The organism is Dactylosporangium sp. NPDC051087 (genome assembly GCF_055586325.1).
This window is the reverse complement of record NZ_JBVJIJ010000018.1, coordinates 154,643-174,614: the sequence shown is the minus strand read 5'-3', so window position 1 is coordinate 174,614 and position 19,972 is coordinate 154,643. Positions and strand designations below refer to the sequence as shown.

Genomic DNA, 19,972 nt, shown 5'->3' with positions numbered 1-19,972 from the left:
CTTGTTGTGTGGGTTATCGCGGTGCGATGGGTTTTGTGTTGTTTCCGGAATTTGGCTTCCATCGGGGTTTTTGTTTTTGTTTGGTGTTTGTTGTTCCCCCCCCCCCCGCCGCCGCAGCTCGAACCCGAGCCGGCGGCGGCGTTGGACCCGGCGGCACCGGCATGATTGCATCGATCGTGCGCGCTTCACACCTTCAGCAGACGGGGACCCGATGACCGACGACTTCGCCGGCCGGTTCGACGCCGACTGGCGCACCTCGGTCACCCGGCGTGCGCTGCTCAACCGGCGTGGCGCTCTGGCGGCGGGCACCGGAGCCGCCCTCCTGGGCGCGGCCGCGATCGGCGCGCTGCTGCGCGACGGGGACGACCCCGCCGACGGTGCGGAGCCGTCCGCGGCGACGGTCTTCAACGTTCACGACCTCGGCGCCCACGGCGACGGCAAGACCGACGACACCGACGCCCTGCAGCGTGCGATCGCGGCGGCCCGGCAGCGCGGCGGCATCGTGTATGTGCCGCCGGGCGTCTATGTCACGGGAAAGCTCACCATGTATTCCGGCGTGCACCTGCGCGGCGCGGGCGGTGACGCGACCCTGCTGCGGCTCAGGCCGGGCGCCAACAGCGCGATCATCGAGTCGGACCAGTTCGAGAAGCTCTCCGGCAGCCGCGGCGAGGGCGGCATCGGCGACTTCAGCGTCCGGGACCTCGCCCTGGACGGCAACAAGCAGCACAACCCCAACGGTGGGTTCGGGCTGCGTCTCTACGGTTACGGCTACGAGCTCACCGAGGTCATCGCGTACAACTGCCGCAACGACGGCATCTACAGCGAATGGGGCACCCTCGCCGCCCTGCCCGCTCCGTCGCACCAGATGGAGGCGCGTCTCACGGCGCTGCGCACCCATGACAACGACGGGCACGGCGTCAACTTCAACGGCCCGCACGACTCGATGCTCCTCAACTGCGTGTCGTCGCAGAACAACGTGACCGGCTTCCGGTTCGCGGGCGAGAGCACCGGCACGTCGGTGGTCAACTGCCACGCCTGGGGCATGGAGCAGAACGTCGCGTTCGAGCTCGCGGCCGGCGCGGTCAACTGCATGAACTGCTACGCGGACTTCAACGGCGGCATCGGCGTGCGGGTCTCCCGCAACGACTGCCGCTGGGTCGGCGGCCTGATCGCCGGCTACAACCACCCGCAGGAGATCGGCCTGCAGCTGCTCGCCGGTGCGAAGCCGACCGAGCCCGCCGGCATCCTCGTCGACACGAAGATCATGAACTGCGGGACCGCCGCCGTGGACTTCGGCGCCGACCGGGGGCTGTCCAGCATCCGCGCTCTGCTCAGCCAGCCGGGTGTGGTGTCCGGCGACGGCGCCGGCGCGCCTGGCACGGGTCTGGGCTGGATCGGCAAACCGGCGCCGTCGACCCAGGTGGAGCTCGTCGCCGGCCTCGGCGACACGAAGAAGAGCCTGGTCGTGAGCCCGGCGTTCGACCTGCGGGCGCAGGAGACGCCGCCACCGCCGGACGCGGCCTCGGTGCGGCTGTTCGTGCGGACCGTCGGCGGCCAGACACAGCTGTGCGCACGGTTTCCCGGCGGGGCCGTCAAAGTGCTCGCCGACGGCTGACGCGTCCGGCACACGGGGAGAGCAAACATGGAGGCTCAGCAGTCACCGCCGGCGTCGGCGGTCGACCGTTCCAGGCGTATCACGTTCCTCGAAGGGGTCCGCGGGGTCGCCGCGCTCATGGTGCTCGCGCAGCACCTGATCGCCGACCAGTACCCGGGGTACCGGGCGTGGAGTCACGACTTCCTCGACCTCGGCCGCGTCGGTGTCGTCGCGTTCTTCCTGGTCAGTGGATATGTGATCCCGTTGAGCCTGGCCGGGCAGGGCCTGCGGACGTTCGCGGTGCGCCGTTTCTTCCGCCTCTACCCGGTGTACTGGCTGGCGTTCGCCCTCTATCTGCTGGCCGACCGTCAGGCGCTCGGCGGCGCGGGCGCGCCGGTCGTGCTGCTCAACCTGGCGATGCTGCACGGCCTCGTCGGCGCGCTGAGCATCCTGCCGCCGGCCTGGACGCTCAGCATCGAGCTGCTGTTCTACGTGCAGTCCGCGGCCGCGAAGGCGCTCCGGTGGCTCGACGCCGCCGTCTACGCGGGGTACGGCTGGCTCGCGCTGTACCTGCTGCTGTGCGCCGGCGAGCTGGTCACCGGCCGCGACCTTCCCACGACGCTGCCGATGCTGCTGTTCGTGGCGGGGCTGGGGCACGCGCTGCACCTGCGCGACGCCCGTGGCCACCGGGCCTGGCGGGGGTTGCTGGCGGCGGGCGCCGTCGCGGTGCCGGTCGGAGCCTACGTCGGCGTCGACGGCGGGGGCGAGTGGCCGCCGTTCACCTACTCGGCCTCGTTCCTCGCCGGGCTCGCGCTGTTCGGCGGGTTCTACGCCGCCCGCCGCCGGCGGCTCGGCCGGACGCTGGTGCTGCTCGGCGCGATCAGCTACGCGGTGTACCTGATCCACCCGATCGTGATGGCCGTCACGCGCCGGCTGGCGTGGCTGCCGCACGGGTGGGCCGTCGTCGCCGTCGACGTGGCGGCCACGATCGGGACCGGCTGGCTGATCCACCGGCTGCTGGAGCTGCCCTCGATCGGTGCGGGCCGCCGGCTCAGCCGTCCGCGGCGGTCAGCCGACCCCGCCGCGGTGCCCACCGAACCCGCCGTCGTGCCCGCCGAACCAGCCACGGGGCAGGTCGAACCGGCCGCGGGGGCCGTCGAGCCGGCCGCGGGGCGGGTCAGCTCGGTGTGACGGCCGGCGCCGGGGCTCCGGGCAGTGGCAGGTCCTGCCGTACCGCGTCGAACAGTGCCTTGCCCGCCTGCAGGTCGGGCAGGACGACGCTCTCGCTGCCGATCATGCCGGTGCCCTTGCTCGGGTTCGTGAGGAACGTGAGGTTCTCCCCGCGCAGGTGCCGCAGGTCGTTGGCCACGGAGAACATGTCCAGGTCCTTGTCGACCGTGACGGCGTCGGCGGTGGCCTTCAGGAACGCGTTGAGCCGGCCCGGGTCGGTGAGCAGCCCGCCGGAGACGGCCTTGTTCAGGATGGCTTTGATCACCTGCTGCTGGTGGCGGATACGGGCGAAGTCACCGTCGGCGAACGCGTAGCGCTCACGCGCGTAGTCGAGCGCCGCCGCGCCGTCCATGGTCTGCGGGCCCTTGGTGAAGTGCCGGATGCTGTCCTTGTTCAGCGAGTGCGTGGACGTGAAGGTCGCCTCGACGTCGATCTCCACCCCGCCGAGCGCGTCGACGATCTCCTTGAACCCGGCGAAGTCGATGATCGCGACGTGGTCGATCCGCACCCCGGTGAAGGCCTCGACGGTCTGCACGGTCAGCGGCACGCCACCCCACGCGTAGGCCGCGTTGATCTTCGCTTCGGTGTTGCCGAACTTGCCGTTCGCGGACTTCGGCACGTGCACCCACGTGTCGCGGGGGATCGAGATCAGGTCCGCCGCGGTGTGGCTCTTGTTCAGGTGCATCAGGATGATCGTGTCGCTGCGCGAGCCGCCCGGGGTGTTGGGATCGCGGGTGTCGCTGCCGAGCACCAGGAAGTTCATCGCGTTCTTCGCGGCCTCGACCTTCGGCGGACGGTCGTCCTCGGGCACCTGGTCGAACGCTTCGACCCGCTTCACACGGTTTTCCACGGAATTGACGTATATCGCACCACCGGCCGCGACCAGACCGATCACGACCACCAGCGAAGCCAGGGAGACCAGCAGGATCCGCTTGCCGCGCCGCATCGGCGGCCGTCTGGATTTCGGCCCGGTCTCCGGCTCCGTATCCGGATCGGTGTCCGTCGCGGCTCCGGCCGCCGCCTTGGTCGCGGCCCTGTTCCGCCGCCGGGACCTGGCGCCGCGCTCCGGAGGGTCGAAATCCAGGTGCAGTGCGTCGTCCGGAGCCGGCTCGGAGCGCTGCCGCGGGACGGCCCGCGCGTCCACCTCTCTCGTGGCGTCAGGGTCGATGAACGGCTCCCGTGCTGGCATGGCCGCCATGCTACTGACCCGCCGCAGGCCGCGCGGCCCTGCACCGGATGGGCTCACATATCCGACATCACCGATTTCGAACGCATTGGGGAATTGTCCTGTGGCGATCGCGTCACAGCCGCGTTCCGGGGCCTGACGCGGGCTGCGGAATTGTCGGAGATGCCATTAGCATGCTGTTCGTCCGGGCGGCAGAAGGTTGCCCGGCATTCGGGGGCGATCGTGTCATATCCGCGGCGGCCGGCCGCCGGCGCCGGACCCCAGGCGGGCGTGGACGCCGAGGCCGGGCCATTCGAGTGGTGGGTGCCCCAGCAGCGCACGGCCGACTCCACCGCCGGCGGACGTCAGCACGACGACATCGACGGCCCCACTGTCGTGCAGCCCTACTTCGGCTCCAGGATCGCCCGGTCGACCCGGCCGTTGCGGGCCTGGATGATCTTCGTCCCGATCGACCTGCTCGCGTTTCTCGTGCCGCTGCTGTGGAGCCTGCAGCACTGGAAGGGCCTGGGCGTCGCGGCCCTGTTCAGCGTGATCCTGTTCGCCTTCGGCGGGCTCTACCGCGGCCGGCGGCACCTGAGCTTCCTCGACCTGGCGCCCGCGCTGCTGGGGCGCACGCTGATCGCCTGCGCCATGGTCGGGATCATCTTCGCCGAGCGGCACGGCCCCCAGGCGTATCTCGCGGGGCTCTTCCGGCAGATGGGCGTCTCGGTCCTCGCGGTGCTCATCGGCCGCGTGATCACCACCAACGCCGTGATCTTCGCGCGGCGCAGGCGCTGGGTCGAGCACGGCGTGGTCATCATCGGCGGCGGCCCGGTCGCGGTCGAGCTGGCCCGGCTGCTGCGCCGCTACCCGCAGTACGGGCTGCGGTTGATCGGCTTCGTCGACGAGGACGCCGGCCCGGACGACCGCCGCGACATCCTGCCGTTCGTCGGCACGCTCGACGAGATCGAGACGCTGGTCGGCGCCGCCGACTGCGATGTCGTGATCATCGCCGACCCCGCCTGCTCGGAAGGCCGCCTCATCGAGCTCGCCCGGTCGTCCGCCGTGCGGCAGTGCGACCTGTGGGTCGTGCCGCGGATGCGCGAGTTCCCGTCCGACGGCGGCGTGCCCGACCACGTCGGCGCGATCCCGCTGGTCCGGGTGCATCGCCCGACGCTGTCCGTCACCCGCCGCGCCGTCAAGCGCGCCTTCGACGTGGTCTTCGCGTCCGTGGCCCTGATCATCCTGAGCCCGGTGCTGCTGCTCGCCGCGATCGCGACCTTCGTCGAGGGCGGCCGTGGCATCTTCTTCCGCCAGCAGCGCATCGGCTTCCAGGGCAGGCAGTTCGAGCTGCTCAAGTTCCGCTCGATCCGGCCCGGGTCGGAGGCGGAGTCGCAGACGAAGTGGTCGGTGGCCGACGACTCCCGCATCGGCCCGGTCGGCCGGTTCATGCGGCGCACGTCCATCGACGAGCTGCCCCAGCTCTGGAACATCCTGCGCGGCGACATGACCGTGGTCGGCCCGCGCCCGGAGCGGCCCTACTTCGTCGACCGTTTCACCGCCAACTACCCCGACTACGCGATGCGCCACCGCGTCCCGGTCGGGCTCACCGGCCTGGCCCAGGTCAGTGGCCTGCGTGGGGACACCCCGATCTCCGACCGCGCCCGGTTCGACAACTACTACATCGAGAACTGGTCGATCTGGCTCGACGTCAAGGTCCTGCTGCGGACCGTCGGTGAGGTGCTGCGTGGCGGCGGCCGATAGCCTCGCACAGCCATTCCATCGAGAAGGATAACCGTGTCAGATCGATCGAAAGCCGGCGTCCGGCTCGCGCAGCACGAGTCCGACACCCCCGGGGCGGACCCGTCCCGGGGCGCCGGGATCCTGCGCTCCGCCGGGCGGTTCCTGCCGCACGAGTGGACCCTCGCGGCGCTGTGCTCGGTCCTGCTGTCGGTGGCGATGACGTGGCCGACGATGCGCGACCCGTTGCACACGCTGCCCGGCGACACGTGGGACCCTTCGCTGCAGGCCTGGGAGATGTCGTGGAGCGGCTGGTCCGTCCTGCACGACCCGGGCAGGCTGTGGCAGACCAACGCGTTCCTCGGTGAGCGGTATGCCCTCGCCTATTCCGACACCCTGCTCGGCTACCTGCCGGCCGGCCTGATCGGGTCCGGGCCGCAGGCCGCGATCCTGCGGTACAACATCATGTACGTGCTGGCCTTCGCGCTGGCCTTCTTCGGCGCCTACATGCTGGCCCGCCAGCTCGGCTCCCGGGTCGCCGGCGCGGCCGTGGCGGGCGCGGCCTTCGCATACGCCCCGTGGCGCTGGGTGCAGATGTTCCACCTGAATGTGTTGTCGACCGGCGGCATCGCGCTGGCCCTGGCCATGCTGGCCCGCGGCCACGGCTATTCGCTGCGGCACGGCTACCGCCCGGAGACCGCCCGGCCGCGCTGGGTGCTGGCCGGCTGGTCCGTCGCCGCGTGGCAGGTGACCCTCGGCTTCGGCATCGGCCTGCCCTTCGGCTACGCGCTCGCGGTGCTCGGCCTGTTCGCGCTCGCGTCCTGGTCGCGCCGCCGGCCGCCCTTCAGCAGGCGGTTGCTGCGCCTCGACGTCGCCGGTGGGCTGATCTTCGCCGCGGTCGGCGGCGCCATGGCCGTGCCGTACCTCACCATGGTCGAGATCTACCCGTACGGCCGCCGCACCCTCACCGACGTGCTGTTCTACTCACCCCCGATCGAGGGGTTCCTCACCGCGTCACCCGACGACTGGCTGTGGGGCGACGCCCATCAGGCGCTGCGCGCACAACTGGACGGGCGTGGCGGCTGGGAGGCGATCCTGCTGCCGGGATATGCCCTGATCGCCCTCGCGGCGGTCGGGCTGCTGGCGTCGGCGTGGTCCTGGCGGCGGCGGCTGTGGCTGGGGGTCGCGCTGTTCGGTGTGGTCACCCTCGCCATGGGCCTCCGCGCGCCGGTCAGCTTCTTCTACCGCATGGCGTTCGAGTACCTGCCCGGCTGGGACGCGATCCGCACGCCCGGCCGGCTGGTCGTGTGGGTGACGCTGCTCCTGGCGCTGCTGGCGGCGGGCGCGGTGACCGCCGCCGGCGAACGTCTGGGCCCGTGGGCGCGCTCCCTGCGACCGGCGCCGGCCCGGACGCTGCTCGCGCTCGGGGTGCTGCTGCCGGTGTCGATGGTGCTGCTCGAGGGCGTGCAGACGGCGCCGCACCCGACGGTGCCCAAGGCGCCCGCCGCGTTCTCCCGCCTGCAGGGGCCGATCCTCGTCCTGCCGTCGGACTGGATGGACGACGAGCTGTACATGCTGTGGTCGACGACCAACTTCGTGCAGCTGGCCAACGGCTCGAGCGGCTTCGCCCCCGTCGGGCTGGAGAAGACCCGGCAGGTCACCCGCGGCTTCCCGGACGAGGCCAGCGTGGCCCACCTGCGCTCGCTCGGCGTGCGCACCGTGCTCGTGCTCCGGCAGCCGCATGCCGCACTCCGGCAGAACCCACCGGAGGGGTCGGCCCTCTCGCAGCACGCGCTGACCGCCACCGGCGAGGGTCTGGGCATCACCCGCGAGGAGCAGCCCGACGCGGTCGTCTTCCACCTGAACCCGTGACGGTCCTGCCGGGCGGGTAGACCCGGTCCGGCACGAGATGGGCCCCGGGAGGGTTCCCGGGGCCCACGTCGTCAGAACGGTCCTACGTCAACAGTGCGTTCATCGGCGGCCCGCGTACAGCTGCGTCACCTGGTCGCCGGTGAGCTCGTAGCTGTACAGGCGGAAGTCGTCGATCAGGCCGTCGAACCTCGGGTCGCCCCAGCTCGTGCCGCCGATGTAGTTGGCGGCCGTGTTGCCGCCCACGCCGACGTCACCGATGTTGATGGTGAAGTCGGTGCGGGTGGCCTGCAGGACACCGTTGAAGTAGATCTTCCCGGTCGAACCGTTCATCGTGAACGTCACGTGCGTCCACGCGTTGAGCGGCAGGTCGTTGCCCGCGCCGAGCAGGAGCCGTTCCTGGTTGGCCGCGCCCGGTGCCTTGAGTGTGGCGCCGAAGCCGGTGGTCCCGCCGTTGGTGGCCGACTGCATCAGGAAGAACGTGTCCGTGCTGCTGCCGATCTGCACCAGCGGCACCCAGTTCGGCAGCGTGTCCGGACGTGCCCAGAAGGACACCGTGAACTGGTTGGTCAGCCCGGCCTCGATGTTGTCGGGCAGCCGGACCTGGTTGCCCGAGTCCGCGGCACCGCCCGGCAGGTTCACCGCGGCACCGTACCGGCCGGTGCCGTTCCACGACGTCGTGCCCGTCAGGGACGCCGCGCCGATCGACGACCTGGCTCCCGTGTTCGCCGCGGACGTGCCGGTGTTCTCGTCGAAGGTGAACCGGACGGAGACGCCTTCGTTGTACATGGCGGCCACGTCGCCCGCGGTCAGCGCGGACGTGTACACCCGCACGTCGTCCATCAGACCGTCGAACGGCGCGTCGCCGTAGCCGTTGCGGCCCAGCCAGTTGTTGGTCGTCGGGCCGATCTCGGTCATGCCGATGGTGAGATCGGTCCGGGTCGCGATCACCTGGCCGTTGAGGTACAGCGTGCCGATCGAGCCCTGCCGGGTGAAGGCCACGTGGTTCCACTGGTTGGCGACCACGTCCTGGGCGGGGCTCGCGTAGACCCGTTCCTCGGGGCCGGTCTTCGCCTTGAACGTGACGGCGAGGCCGGTGCTTCCGTTGGCCTGGGTCTGCATCTGGATCTGGTAGTAGCTGCCGGCGGAGCCGAGCCCGTCACCGATGTGGAACAGACCGGTCCAGTTGCTCTTCGTGTCGGGGCGCACCCAGAACCCGGTGGAGAAGTTCGCCGCGCCCTGCAGCAGGTTGTCCGGCAGGTCCACCGCGTTGGTGTTGGCGCCGCCGGGCAGGTTGATCGCCTTGCCGAGCACGCCGTTGGTGGACCATCCGGTCGTCCCGGTCAGGACGGCCGCGCCGACGCTGCCGACGGTGCCGGTGTTGGCCGCGGTGGTGCCCGTGCCCTCCTCGAACTCGTACCGGACCGGGATCCCGCTGGCCGGCGGTGGCGCGTTGTCACCCACGACGACCAGGTCGTCGATCATCAGGCCGGCGCCGCTGCCGGGAGCCCTCAGGGTGATCGTCTGCGAGGCGGTCGCCGCCGTGAAGGTGCCGACGTACGTGGCGTACGCGGCGGTCGACGGCTGGGCCGTCGAGGCGGTGAGCGTCGCGTTGAGGTTGCCGACGGTCAGGGTGGCCGTCGCGTTGCCGCTGGCGGCGGACCGGGCGTCGCGTGCGTACCGCAGCGAGACCCGGTACGTGGCGCCCGGGGTGAGATCGTTGATGGTGCGGCGGATGTTGCCCGTGTTGCCCAGGGCGAGCTGGTAGCCGGTGAGGCCGAGGCCGCCCTGGCCGCTGACGGTGCCACGCACCAGCTGGACCTGGCTGTCGACCACCCACGGCACCATCCGGCTGTTGCCGGCGGCGACGTCGACGGTCGCGGGCGGGTTGCTCGTGCGCCACTCGGCGGGCAGGCGCGGGTACTCGAACTGGTCGACGATGCGCGGGTTGAGCTGCGTCATCTTCACCAGCGGGTCGATCTGCACGATCTTCGCGACCGACGGGGTGCCGCTGGCGTCCCAGACGTACACCATGTAGGACCCGGGCGGCGCGTAGTTGCCGTTGACCGGCGAGGTGACGTTGACCGTGCTGCCGGACTGGCTGAACGCCAGGTCCTGGAAGTTCTGGTCGTTGTTGAAGCCGTGCGTCACGGAACCGTTGCGCACCAGCGTGACCCGGGCGATCGAGCTGGACGTGGCGAGCTGGAAGGTGCCGTTGTAGCCGATCTTCTGCGGCGCGGTGGTGATCACCGGGCGGGGGGCGTTCGCGTCGCCGTTGAACAGGTAGTCCGGCGAGTAGTACTCCACGTCCGTGTAGTTGCGCGGGCCGGGAGCGCCGCCGCCGCCGACCATGACCCGGCCGTCGGGCAGGAGCAGCGCGGTCGAGTGGTACAGCCGGGCGTGCTCGTGCGGGATGATGACCTCGGTCCAGTTCCCGGTGTTCGGGTCCCAGATCTCGGGGTTGGTGATGTAGCCGTCGTTGCCGTTGTTGACCCGGGCGCCGCCGGTGACCAGCACACGGCCGTCGGGCAGCAGCGTCGAGGTCGGCCAGTGCCGCTGGTACTTCATCGGCTTGGTCGCGGTGATGACCGGGTTGGCGGTGCCGCCGGTGATGTCGATGGTGAAGCCGGCGCGGGCGCCGTCGGGGCCGCCGCCGTTGGCCCACCAGCCGCCACCGACCTGCAGGATCTTGCCGGGGCGGTACATCGTGGCGGTGGACGTGGCGCCGACCGGGTTGCCGTTGGCGCCCTGGTTGGCGATCGCCGTCGGCAGGGTGCCGCGCAGCGTCAGCTGCCCGGTGCCGTTGTTGCCGGCGGGGTTGAGCTCGTACATCTGCGTGCCGGTGATGTTGAACAGCGTGCCGGTGGTCGGGGCGACGAACGCGCGCGGGTACCACCAGCGGTTCTCGTCCTGGCCGGGGTGGTCGGCGCCGCCGTCGCCGTACGCGACCGAGCTCTTGGCACCGTCGAGCGTCTTCCAGCCCGAGCCCGAGTCGGGCCGGTAGATCTCCGGGACCTGGACGCCGGGGCCGCCCGGGCCGCCGCGGAGGCTGCCGCCCTGCACGACGACGTCACCGTTGGGCATGGTGGTGCCCGTCGGGTACCAGCGCGGGTAGTTCATGGGCGCCTCGTTCTGCAGCCCATTGTTGGTGGAGTAGCTGGTGACGCCGATCGCGGCGTCGTTGGGGGCGTTGCCGCCGAGGCCGTCGTCGCCGCCGATCGTCATGATCGAGTGGTCGTGCGGCATCTGGACCTGCATGGCGCAGAACAGGTCGGTGTAGGTGGTGTTCGGCAGGATGCCGCTGCGGACGTTCGCCAGGGTTCTCGGCGTCGCGGGGTTCCAGACGTCGACCTCCATCTGGCCGCCCTGGGTGACCGAGTCGTTGCCGGTCCAGTCGTACGGCGTGGTGTCGGTGCTCCAGCCGCCGACGCTGCCGAAGGACTGCACCCGGCCGTCCGAGGTCAGCGCCATGTTGATCGGGACCAGCGGCCACGGCGTGACGCCGCTCCACGCGCCGGCGGAGTCCTTCCGCGGCGGTGAGCAGTCCGCGGTCATCAGCTTGGCGGCGTAGGCGAGCCCGTTCTTCATCTGGGCCCGCATGTACGCCTCGGAGTACGCGGTGCCCTCGTGGCCCATGGAGGTGTACCAGGACCGGCCGGAGTCGATCGTCTGGCACCAGGTGAGCGGGTGCTTGGAGCCCTGCCGGCCCATGCCGTACGAGGACTCGTCGGCCTCGATCAGGGTCCGCACCCAGGGCGCCGGGTTGACGACCCAGTCGTACCACTCGTCGCTGCGGGTGATGCTCGTCGTCACACCGGCGACGAGCGGGTGCGTCGGGTCCGACACGAAGACCCGGCCCGGCCGCACGCCGGGGTTCTCCGGGTGTCCCTCGGAGACGGCGCCGACGAGGCGGGCGTAGAACGGGTTGACGTCGTGCTCGCTCTCACCGACCGACCAGCCGGTGTAGTGCATGCCCATGAAGCCGCCGCCACCGCGGATGTAGGCCTCGAGCGCGGAGCGCTGCGCCGCGTTGAACAGGACGCCACCGGTCTGGGCGAAGACCACCGTGTCGCGGATGGCGAGGTTCGCGGTGGTGAAGGCCGCCGGGTCGTCGGTCTCCTGGATGTCGACCGGCTGGTTGTACTGGGCGCCGAGCTGGGTGGCCAGGTCACGCACGGCCTGCCGGGCCTGCACGTTGGAGGCGTGGAAGTTGGCCTTGTAGAAGAGCAGGACGCTGAGCCGGCCGTCGTTGTCGGGGGCTGCGTGGGCCGCGGAGGGGGTCATGACGGCGGTCGTCGTGCCGGCGGCGAGCGCCAGCGCGATGGACGCTGCGAAATGCGTGAGGCGGCGGAAGCGGGATGACCTGAGGGGCACTTTCATAAGAGATCCCTTGAGGTTCGGCGGACGTGGCGGCGAGGCGGCGCCGCCACGGAGAGCCTGAACGTAGGACACTCATGAATACGTAGTCAAGAACCGTGTCTATGTACGTGAACAGAAAATTATGTCGTTCTCATATGCGAATTTCGTCTGCACATGGAGCCGGCCCCCGAGAGAACTCCCGGGGGCCGGCCTCGTCGGTAATGCTCAGCGCAGCTCGGCGATGACCGTCTTCAGCTCGGTGTAGTCGTCCAGGCCGAACGACCCGAGCTCGCGGCCCCAGCCGGACTGCTTGAAGCCACCGCGCGGCAGGGTGACGTCGTCGGCGTGCCACGTGTTGAGCCACACCGTGCCGGCCCGCAGCCGGGCACCGACACGGTGCGCCGTGCCGATGTTCTGCGACCAGACACCCGCGGCGAGCCCGTACACCGTGTTGTTCGCGGCCGCGACCACCTCGTCCTCGGTGTCGAAGGGAATCGCGGTCACGACCGGACCGAAGATCTCGTCGGTCTGCACGGCCATCTGCTCGTTGACGGACGTGATGAGCGTCGGCGCCACGAAATAGCCGCGATCGCCGACCGCGTCGGCGCTTCCCGCGTTGAGCACGGCGCCGTCCCGCACCGCCCCGCGGATGTAGCCCAGCACCTTCTCGTGCTGCTCCTGCGAGACGAGCGGGCCCATCTGCGACGCCGGGTCGAAGCCGTCGCCGACCTTGATCGCGCGCGCGGCCGCGGCCACGCCCTCGACGACCTGGTCGAAGACGCCGCGCTGGACGTAGAGGCGCGAGCCGTTGACGCAGCACTGCCCCTCGTTGAAGTAGCCACCCAGCACCGCACCGGCGATGGCCGCCTCGATGTCGGCGTCGTTGAAGACGATGTTGGGGGCCTTGCCGCCGAGCTCGAGGGAGACCTTCTTGAGGTTGCCCGAGGCGGCGGCGGCGATCTTCTTGCCGACCTCGGTGCTCCCGGTGAAGGCGACCTTGTCGACGCCGTGGTGGTCGACCAGCGCGGCCCCGGTGTCACCGAAGCCGGGCACCACGTTCACGACACCGGCGGGCACGCCGGCCTCGAGCAGGAGCTCGCCGAGGCGCAGCGCGGTCAGCGGGGTCTGCTCGGCCGGCTTGAGCACGACGGTGTTGCCCGCGGTGATCGCCGGGACGATCTTGAAGCAGGCCATCAGCAGCGGGAAGTTCCACGGCACGATGCCCGCGACGACGCCGACCGGCTCGCGGCGGGTGTAGGCGTGGAACTCCCGGCCCGGCACGGACATCGGGATGGAGGTGCCCTCCATCTTGGTCGCCCAGCCCGCGAAATAGCGGAACAGCTCGGCGGCGATCGCCACGTCACCGTCGCGGGCCGCCTCGACGCGCTTGCCGTTGTCGAGGGCCTCCAGCTGGGCGAACTCGTCGGCGTGGGCGTCGATGAGGTCACCGATGCGCCACAGCAGGTGGGAGCGTTCGCGCGGGGTCATCCTCGACCACGGCGAGCGGTGCTCGAACGCCGTGCGAGCCGCCACGACCGCACGGTCCACGTCGACCGCGGACCCGTACGCGACCTGAACCAGCACCTCCTCGGTCGACGGGTTGACGGTCTCGAACGTTCTGCCGTCCTTCGCGTCGACCCACTCGCCACCGATGAGCAGCTGCTTCGGCGAGGACAGGAACGATCGGACGGCGGGCAGGAGCGCGGAGTTCTCGTGGGGCATGATGGCCTTCCGTAGGTGCCGGGATCGGCTACTTGATGATCGAGACCTTGGACCAGTCGAGGGTGAGCGCGACCGCGACGACGATGATCACGCCGTAGAGGATCTGCTCGTAGGCGGACGGCACACCGACGATCGGCAGGCCGACCCGCAGCAGCGTCACGACGAGCGCGCCGGCGAGGCTCCGCCACACGCTGCCGTGACCGCCGGTGATCGCGGTGCCGCCGACGACGATCGCGGCGACCGCCGGCAGCAGGAGGTTGTCGGCCATGGTCGGCCCGCCGCTGAACTGGCGGGAGACCAGCATGACCGCGGCGAACCCGGCACACGCACCGGAGACGCAGAACGCACCGATCTTGACCAGGTCGACCGGTGTACCGGCGAGCCGCGCCGCCGACTCCGAGTAGCCCGTGGCCGAGATCCAGCTGTTCAGCGGGGTCACCTTGAGGATCAGGGCGATCAGGGCGACGACGACGAGCGCCATCGCGGCCGACATCGGCACATAGCCGGCGACGTACAGCTCCAGCCACTTCACCGGCGTGTCGTCGACCACCCGTACGGTGCCGGCGCCGGAGACGACGAGCGCGATCGCGGACAGGATGCTCATCCCGCCCAGCGTCACGACGAACGACGGGATCCGCAGCAGTACGTGCGCCACGCCCTGCGCCGCGCCGATCGCCGCCGCGACGAGGATGACGACCGGCGTCGCCAGGCCACCGAGGTCCGGCAGCCACAGCGCCAGCAGCACCGTCGACAGCGACGCGAGGGCCGCGATCGACAGGTCGATGCCGCCGCAGAGGACGACGAGCGTCGCACCGGCGGCGAGCACGATCAGCGGTGCGGCGGTGCGGATCGCCGCGGTCAGGCTCCGCTGGGTCAGGAAGTCCGGGTCGGCGATGGTCAGCGCGGCGACCAGCGCGACCAGGGCGATGAGCGGCATGAACCCGGTGATCCGCCGGCCCGCGCGCGGGCCGCTCTTGCCGGTCGCGGGTTCAGCGACCGGCGCGGCGACGGGTGTACTCATACCATCTCTTTCACGAGGTCCAGAGGGGTCGGCTTGCCGCCGGCGGGGCAGGCGACCTCGGTCACGACCCGGCCGTCGCTCATGACGAGGATCCGGTCGGCCATGCCGATCGCCTCCTCGAGACTGTCGGCGAGCAGCACGGTGGCGACACCGCTCGCGGCGAGCTCGCGCATCAGCCGGTACACCTCCGAGCGGGCACCGATGTCCAGCCCGCGCGTCGGATGGTCCAGCAGGAGCAGCCCGATGTCGCCGCCGACCAGCCAGCGGGCGAGGACCACCTTCTGCTGGTTGCCGCCGGACAGCCGCTGGATGGCGGTGTCGCGGCCCGGCGTCCGGATGGACAGCCGCTCGATCCAGCGGTCCACCAGGCCGGCCTGTTTCGCGGGTGCCACGAACGGGCCCGCGCAGCGGGCCTTCTGCTTGGACAGGGTCATGTTCTCGGCCACCGACATCGGGCCGACCATGCCCTCGACCTTGCGTTCGGCCGGCACGTAGCCGATGCCGGCGGCGCACGCGGCACGGGTGCTGCGCAGGTCGATCTTCTTGCCGTCCAGGCGGATCTCGCCGGCGGTCGTCGGCTCGGCGCCGAACAGCGCGCGGCAGACGTCCTCGCGGCCGGATCCGTGGACGCCGACGATGGCCACGATCTCGCCGACCGCGACGTCCAGGTCGACGTCACGGAACGTCTTGCCCGACAGCCCGCGCACGGACAGCCGGGGCTGCTCGGACCCGACCGGCGTGGCGGCGTTCTCGTGGTAGTGGTCGTCGGACCCGGTGGACCCGATCATCATCCGGTGCAGCTCGCGCGGCACGGCACCGGCCGTGGCGACCTCGCCGACCGACTGGCCGCTGCGCAGCACCGTCACCCGGTCGCACACGTCCAGTACCTCGTCGAGACGGTGGGACACGAAGACCACCGAGGCGAACTCGCGCAGCCGGCGGATCTGCGCGAACAGGGTGTCGATCTCCTTGGACTCCAGCACCGAGGTCGGCTCGTCCAGGATGATGACCGGCGGGTGCTGGCTGCGTTCCTCGATGCGCAGCACCTTCGCGATCTCGACCATCTGCCGGTCGGCGAAGGACAGCGTGTCGGTGCGGGCCAGCGGGTCGATGTGCGAGCCGATCTTGTCGAGCTGTTCCTGGGCCAGCTTGCGCATCGTGTCCCAGCGGTAGACGCCGCGGCGGACCGCGAGCCCTTCGCTGCCGAGCAGGATGTTCTCCGCGGCGGTCAGGTTGGGCACCAGGGACTGCTCCTGGAAGACCATCCCGATGCCGTGGTTGGCGGCCTCGACGACGCTGCGCAGCCTGACCGCCTCGCCGCGGACGTAGATCTCGCCGGCGTCGGGGGTCACGAGGCCGACCAGCGCCTTGAGCAGCGTGGACTTGCCGGCGCCGTTCTCGCCGGCGAGGCCGAGGACCTCGTGCTGGCGCACCACCAGGTCGACGCCGTCCAGGGCCTTCACCCCGGGGTAGTGCTTGACGAGGCCGCGGACCTCCAGCGCCGGCACAGTTGCGTTGCTCATTTGGTCACCTGGTTCCTGCGACGCTGGGGGATGACCGCGGCCGCGACCGCGGCGACGACGATCAGGCCTTCGACGCCGCCCTGCCAGTACGGGCTGACGCCGACCTGGACGAGACCGTTCGTGAGCACCATGACGAGCAGGACACCCACGGCGGAGTGCAGGATCCCGCCGCGGCCACCGGTGAGCAGGGTGCCACCGACGACCGCGGCGGTGATGGCGGAGAAGTCGTATCCGTTGCCGGCCTGGACCAGGCCGGCCCCGAGCTGGCTGGTCACCATGACCCCACCCAGCCCGTAGAAGGCGCCGGCCAGGGTGAAGACCGCGACCTTGTACGGCTTCACCTTGACACCGGAGAGCATGAGCACCTCTTCGGCGCCGCCGATCGCGAAGGCGTACCGGCCGAGCCGGGTGTACCGCTGGATCAGCCAGCCCACCAGGATGCACGCGACGGCGATCCAGGCGAGATAAGAGAAGCCCAGGAAGCGCTGGATCGCCCAGCCCTTGAGCATGGCGTCGGAGATGTTGGGCTGGACACCGGCGAACATGAGGGTGGCGACGCCGAGCCCGATCGCCGACACCCCCAGCGTCGCCATGAACGACGGCACCTTCAGCAGCACCAGCGCCAGCCCGCTCAGGCAGCCGAAGGCACCGCCCAGCACGACGGCGACCAGGATCCCGAGCAGCCCGAGGTCGTTGTCGTTGCGATTGTTGGCCACCAGCAGTGACACGGTCAGGGCCGAGGCACCCATCACGCCGGCGGAGGACAGGTCGATGGACCCCATCATCAGCACGAACGTGATGCCGCAGGTGACGACCGCGAGCACCGCGGCGGCGTCCACGATGTTCTGGACGTTGTCGAAGCTGCGGAACTGCGGGCTCAGCGCCGAGAACACACCGAAGATGACGATCAGCGCGGCCGGTGGGCCAGCATCTCGGAACGACGCGCCTCGCCGAGAGCTACGGCGAGGCGCTGTGGCGACCTCGGTTGTCATGGTCACGTCAGGGGCCCGGCCACACGGTTGAAGACGTTGCCGCACTCGTAGTCGGCCGGGGTGGTCTTCGGCTGCGAGAAGTCCGCGGCGTTGGCCTTGGTGATCAGGAACTGCTTGGCGAAGAACGCCCGGTTGGCGGCGGCGATGTCCTTGACCGCGAGCTTGCCGGTGGCGACGCAGAAGCCGATCGCCAGGCCGATGCCGCCCTGCCAGCTGCCGTCACTGGAGACGGTCGCGGTCATGGTGCCGTCCTGGACCGCCTTGACGGCGTCCGGCACGGCGTCGATGCCGGCGACCGCCACCTTGCCGGAAAGGCCGGCCTGCTGGAGGGCTTCCAGCGCACCGAGCGCCATGTCGTCGTTGGCCGCCCAGATGGCCTTGACCTTGTCGCCGTGCTTGGTCAGCAGGGTCTTGGTCACCGTCAGCGCCTCGGCGCGGGAGAAGTTGGCGGCCTGCTGGTCGAGCAGCGTGACGCCGGGGTTCTTCTTGAGCGACTCCTGGAGGCCGGCGAACCGGTCCTTTGCCGCCGCGGTGTCCAGGACGCCCTGCAGCGCGATGATGCCGCCGGTGCCCCCGATCGCCGTGGCGAGCGCGTCGCCGATCTGCTGGCCCGACTCGACGCCGTTGTACGTGATGTGGCTGACCCACGTCTTGTAGTCGGCCGGCTTCAGGTCGGCCGGCTTGTTCCACTGGGTGACGAGGTAGGCACCGGCCTTGTCCGCGCCCTTGACGATCGGCGCGGTGTCCGAGTCGCCGTTGGGGAGCACGTTCATGACGAGGCACTTGGTGTCACGGGCGAGGATCTGGCTGATCTGCTCCTGCTGCTTGGTGGAGTCGCCGCCGTAGGTGAGGCGCTCCTGGGTGAGACCGACCGACTTGGCGAACGCGTCGCCACCGGCCAGCCACGAGGCCTCGTACGGGTTGGACTCGTTACGGACCTGACCCACCAGCTTGACGTCGGACGGCTTGCAGGCGCCGCCGCTGGCGGCGTCGTTGCCGCCGGCTGCCTCCTCACTGCAGCCGGCCAGGGCGGCGGCCGCCAGTGACAGGCTCAATAAGGCTACGGCGGGGCGAGTGTTGATCTTCACGGTTGATCCTCAATCTCTTCAGTGCCGGAGGATCCGGCGGGGGTGGCACAAAACAGAGAGAGAAGCCTGCTGTCATCGTTGTCCGATGGCGGCAGTGTCAGCGCGCCATCCACCCCCCGTCAACGACCAGGATGTGACCGTTGACGTAGTCGGCGGCGGCGGAACTGAGAAAGACGGCCGCCCCGGCGATGTCGGCGGCGTTTCCCCATCGACCGGCGGGGATTCGCTCGAGGATGGACCGCGAGCGGTCCGGGTCCTCGCGCAGCGCGGTCGTGTTGTCGGTGATCATGTAACCGGGCGCGATGGCGTTGACCTGCACGCCGAACGGCCCCCACTCGTTCGCCAGCGCCTTGGTGACGCCGGCGACGGCGTGCTTGCTGGCGGCGTACGACGCCACGCGGATGCCGCCCTGGAAGGAGAGCAGGCTGGCGACGCTCACGATCTTGCCCTGCCCGCGCTCGGTCATCGGGCGCCCGAACGCCTGGCAGAGGAAGAACAGCCCGTTCAGGTTGGTGTCCACCACGCGGTTCCACGCCTGCCGGCGGACGTCCACCGAGTCCTCGCGGTCGATGATGCCGGCGTTGTTGACCAGGATGTCCACCTGGTGCCTGCTGTTCACCCCGGCCGCGACCCGCTCGACGGCCTCGACGTCGCTGACGTCGAGGTCGACGACCTGCACGTCCCGGCCGAGGTCCGCCACCAGGTCCCGGGTGGCCGACTGGCTCCCCGGCCGGCCCAGGAGGACCAGGTCGGCGCCCGCCTGGGCGAGCCCGAGGGCGATGGCCTGACCCAGACCGCGACCGGCGCCGGTCACGGCAGCCCGGCGACCGTGCAGGTCGAACGGGTTCACAGATCCTCCAGCGGCACCGGGGTCAGGTCGGTGTAGTCGTTGTTCTCCCCGCCCATCGCCCAGATGAAGGCGTACGAGCCGGTGCCGACGCCCGAGTGGATCGACCACGGCGGCGAGATGACGGCCTCGCGGTCGCGCATGACCAGGTGACGGGCGGCGCCGGGCTTGCCCATGATGTGGAAGACCCGGTCCTTCTCGTCGAGGTCGACGTACAGGTAGACCTCGGTGCGCCGGTCGTGCAGGTGCGGCGGGAACGTGTTCCACACGGAGCCGTCGGCGATGACGGTCACGCCGAACTGGAGCACCGACGTCTGCAGCTCCTGCCCCCACGCGTACCGGTAGAGGTTGCGTTCGCTCGCGCCCTGCGCCGTGCCCAGCTTGACCGGCTCGATCGCCGAGTGGCTGAGCAGGGTGGTGGGGTAGGCCGCGTGCGCCGGGGCGGACACGAAGTAGAACGCGGCGTCGGCGCCCGCGAAGACGACCTCGTTGCCGCGGCCGACGAACAGTCCGTCGAGGTGGTTGAGCTCGAACTTCTCATTGTTGACGAGCACGTGGCCGGACTGGCCGACGTTGACGATGCCGAGCTCGCGACGGGCCAGGTGCGACGGCGTGCCGAGCACGTCCCACGCCGGCAGCTCCAGCTGCCCGGCACCGGGAACCGCGCCGCCGACGACCAGCCGGTCGTCGTGGGTGTACACCCCGTGCACCTCGCCGGTACGGAACAGGCGCTCCACGAGGAAGTTCTTCCGCAGGTCCGCATTCGTTGCCGTCTCCACGTCGGCCGGCGATGCGGAGTACCTCACTTCGATCAAGACTTGC

At 70.4% G+C, this 19,972-nt stretch carries 14 protein-coding genes; 5 read left to right on the top strand and 9 right to left on the bottom strand.

Annotated elements, in window-relative coordinates:
• The 3 genes from ACZ6TV_RS31845 to ACZ6TV_RS31835 form a co-directional block, all read left to right on the top strand.
• Positions 1 to 215 (top strand): hypothetical protein (locus ACZ6TV_RS31845; protein ID WP_465300990.1); only part of this gene is annotated, 215 nt, incomplete at its 5' end.
• Positions 212 to 1,615 (top strand): glycosyl hydrolase family 28-related protein, encoded by a 1,404-nt coding sequence (locus ACZ6TV_RS31840; protein ID WP_465300989.1) that lies wholly within the window; start codon positions 212 to 214, stop codon positions 1,613 to 1,615. The genes ACZ6TV_RS31845 and ACZ6TV_RS31840, both read left to right, overlap by 4 nt.
• A gap of 27 nt (positions 1,616 to 1,642) precedes the next feature.
• Positions 1,643 to 2,785, top strand: coding sequence for an acyltransferase family protein (locus tag ACZ6TV_RS31835; RefSeq protein ID WP_465300988.1), 1,143 nt, complete (start codon positions 1,643 to 1,645; stop codon positions 2,783 to 2,785).
• Here ACZ6TV_RS31835 and ACZ6TV_RS31830 read toward each other — a convergent pair.
• On the bottom strand, positions 2,772 to 4,013 hold the full coding sequence (locus tag ACZ6TV_RS31830) for an LCP family protein (protein WP_465300987.1): 1,242 nt from the start codon (positions 4,011 to 4,013) through the stop codon (positions 2,772 to 2,774). The genes ACZ6TV_RS31835 and ACZ6TV_RS31830 overlap by 14 nt on opposite strands.
• 219 nt (positions 4,014 to 4,232) lie before the next feature.
• Here ACZ6TV_RS31830 and ACZ6TV_RS31825 point away from each other — a divergent pair, with 219 nt between their 5' ends.
• Together ACZ6TV_RS31825 and ACZ6TV_RS31820 are read left to right on the top strand one after the other, a co-directional pair.
• Complete coding sequence (locus ACZ6TV_RS31825; RefSeq protein ID WP_465300986.1) at positions 4,233 to 5,753, top strand: sugar transferase; 1,521 nt, start codon at positions 4,233 to 4,235, stop codon at positions 5,751 to 5,753.
• A gap of 33 nt (positions 5,754 to 5,786) precedes the next feature.
• Positions 5,787 to 7,601, top strand: a complete 1,815-nt coding sequence (locus ACZ6TV_RS31820; protein ID WP_465300985.1) for a hypothetical protein — start codon at positions 5,787 to 5,789, stop codon at positions 7,599 to 7,601.
• Positions 7,602 to 7,700: 99 nt separating this feature from the next.
• Here the strand turns inward: ACZ6TV_RS31820 and ACZ6TV_RS31815 are convergent, their stop codons facing one another.
• From ACZ6TV_RS31815 to kduI, 8 genes are all read right to left on the bottom strand, one after another.
• Positions 7,701 to 11,978: a LamG-like jellyroll fold domain-containing protein gene (locus ACZ6TV_RS31815; protein WP_465300984.1), complete on the bottom strand. Its 4,278-nt coding sequence runs from the start codon at positions 11,976 to 11,978 to the stop codon at positions 7,701 to 7,703.
• Between the two features lie 204 nt (positions 11,979 to 12,182).
• The gene (locus ACZ6TV_RS31810) at positions 12,183 to 13,679 is read right to left on the bottom strand and encodes an aldehyde dehydrogenase family protein (protein ID WP_465300983.1); all 1,497 of its coding nucleotides are present in this window, start codon (positions 13,677 to 13,679) and stop codon (positions 12,183 to 12,185) included.
• Positions 13,680 to 13,707: 28 nt separating this feature from the next.
• Positions 13,708 to 14,700, bottom strand: a complete 993-nt coding sequence (locus ACZ6TV_RS31805; RefSeq protein ID WP_465300982.1) for an ABC transporter permease — start codon at positions 14,698 to 14,700, stop codon at positions 13,708 to 13,710.
• The gene (locus ACZ6TV_RS31800; RefSeq protein WP_465300981.1) at positions 14,697 to 16,223 is read right to left on the bottom strand and encodes a sugar ABC transporter ATP-binding protein; all 1,527 of its coding nucleotides are present in this window, start codon (positions 16,221 to 16,223) and stop codon (positions 14,697 to 14,699) included. The genes ACZ6TV_RS31805 and ACZ6TV_RS31800 overlap by 4 nt, the downstream gene beginning before the upstream one ends.
• Positions 16,220 to 17,116 carry an ABC transporter permease gene (locus ACZ6TV_RS31795; protein WP_465300980.1) on the bottom strand — a complete coding sequence of 299 codons (897 nt, stop codon included), beginning with the start codon at positions 17,114 to 17,116 and terminating at the stop codon, positions 16,220 to 16,222. Before ACZ6TV_RS31795 ends, ACZ6TV_RS31800 begins: the two co-directional genes overlap by 4 nt.
• 101 nt (positions 17,117 to 17,217) lie before the next feature.
• Positions 17,218 to 18,270, bottom strand: coding sequence for a sugar ABC transporter substrate-binding protein (locus ACZ6TV_RS31790; RefSeq protein WP_465300979.1), 1,053 nt, complete (start codon positions 18,268 to 18,270; stop codon positions 17,218 to 17,220).
• A 130-nt stretch (positions 18,271 to 18,400) separates the two neighbouring features.
• The gene (kduD, locus tag ACZ6TV_RS31785; protein ID WP_465300978.1) at positions 18,401 to 19,153 is read right to left on the bottom strand and encodes a 2-dehydro-3-deoxy-D-gluconate 5-dehydrogenase KduD; all 753 of its coding nucleotides are present in this window, start codon (positions 19,151 to 19,153) and stop codon (positions 18,401 to 18,403) included.
• Positions 19,150 to 19,956 carry a 5-dehydro-4-deoxy-D-glucuronate isomerase gene (gene kduI, locus ACZ6TV_RS31780; protein ID WP_465301102.1) on the bottom strand — a complete coding sequence of 269 codons (807 nt, stop codon included), beginning with the start codon at positions 19,954 to 19,956 and terminating at the stop codon, positions 19,150 to 19,152. The genes kduD and kduI overlap by 4 nt, the downstream gene beginning before the upstream one ends.
• Positions 19,957 to 19,972 lie beyond the last annotated feature (16 nt).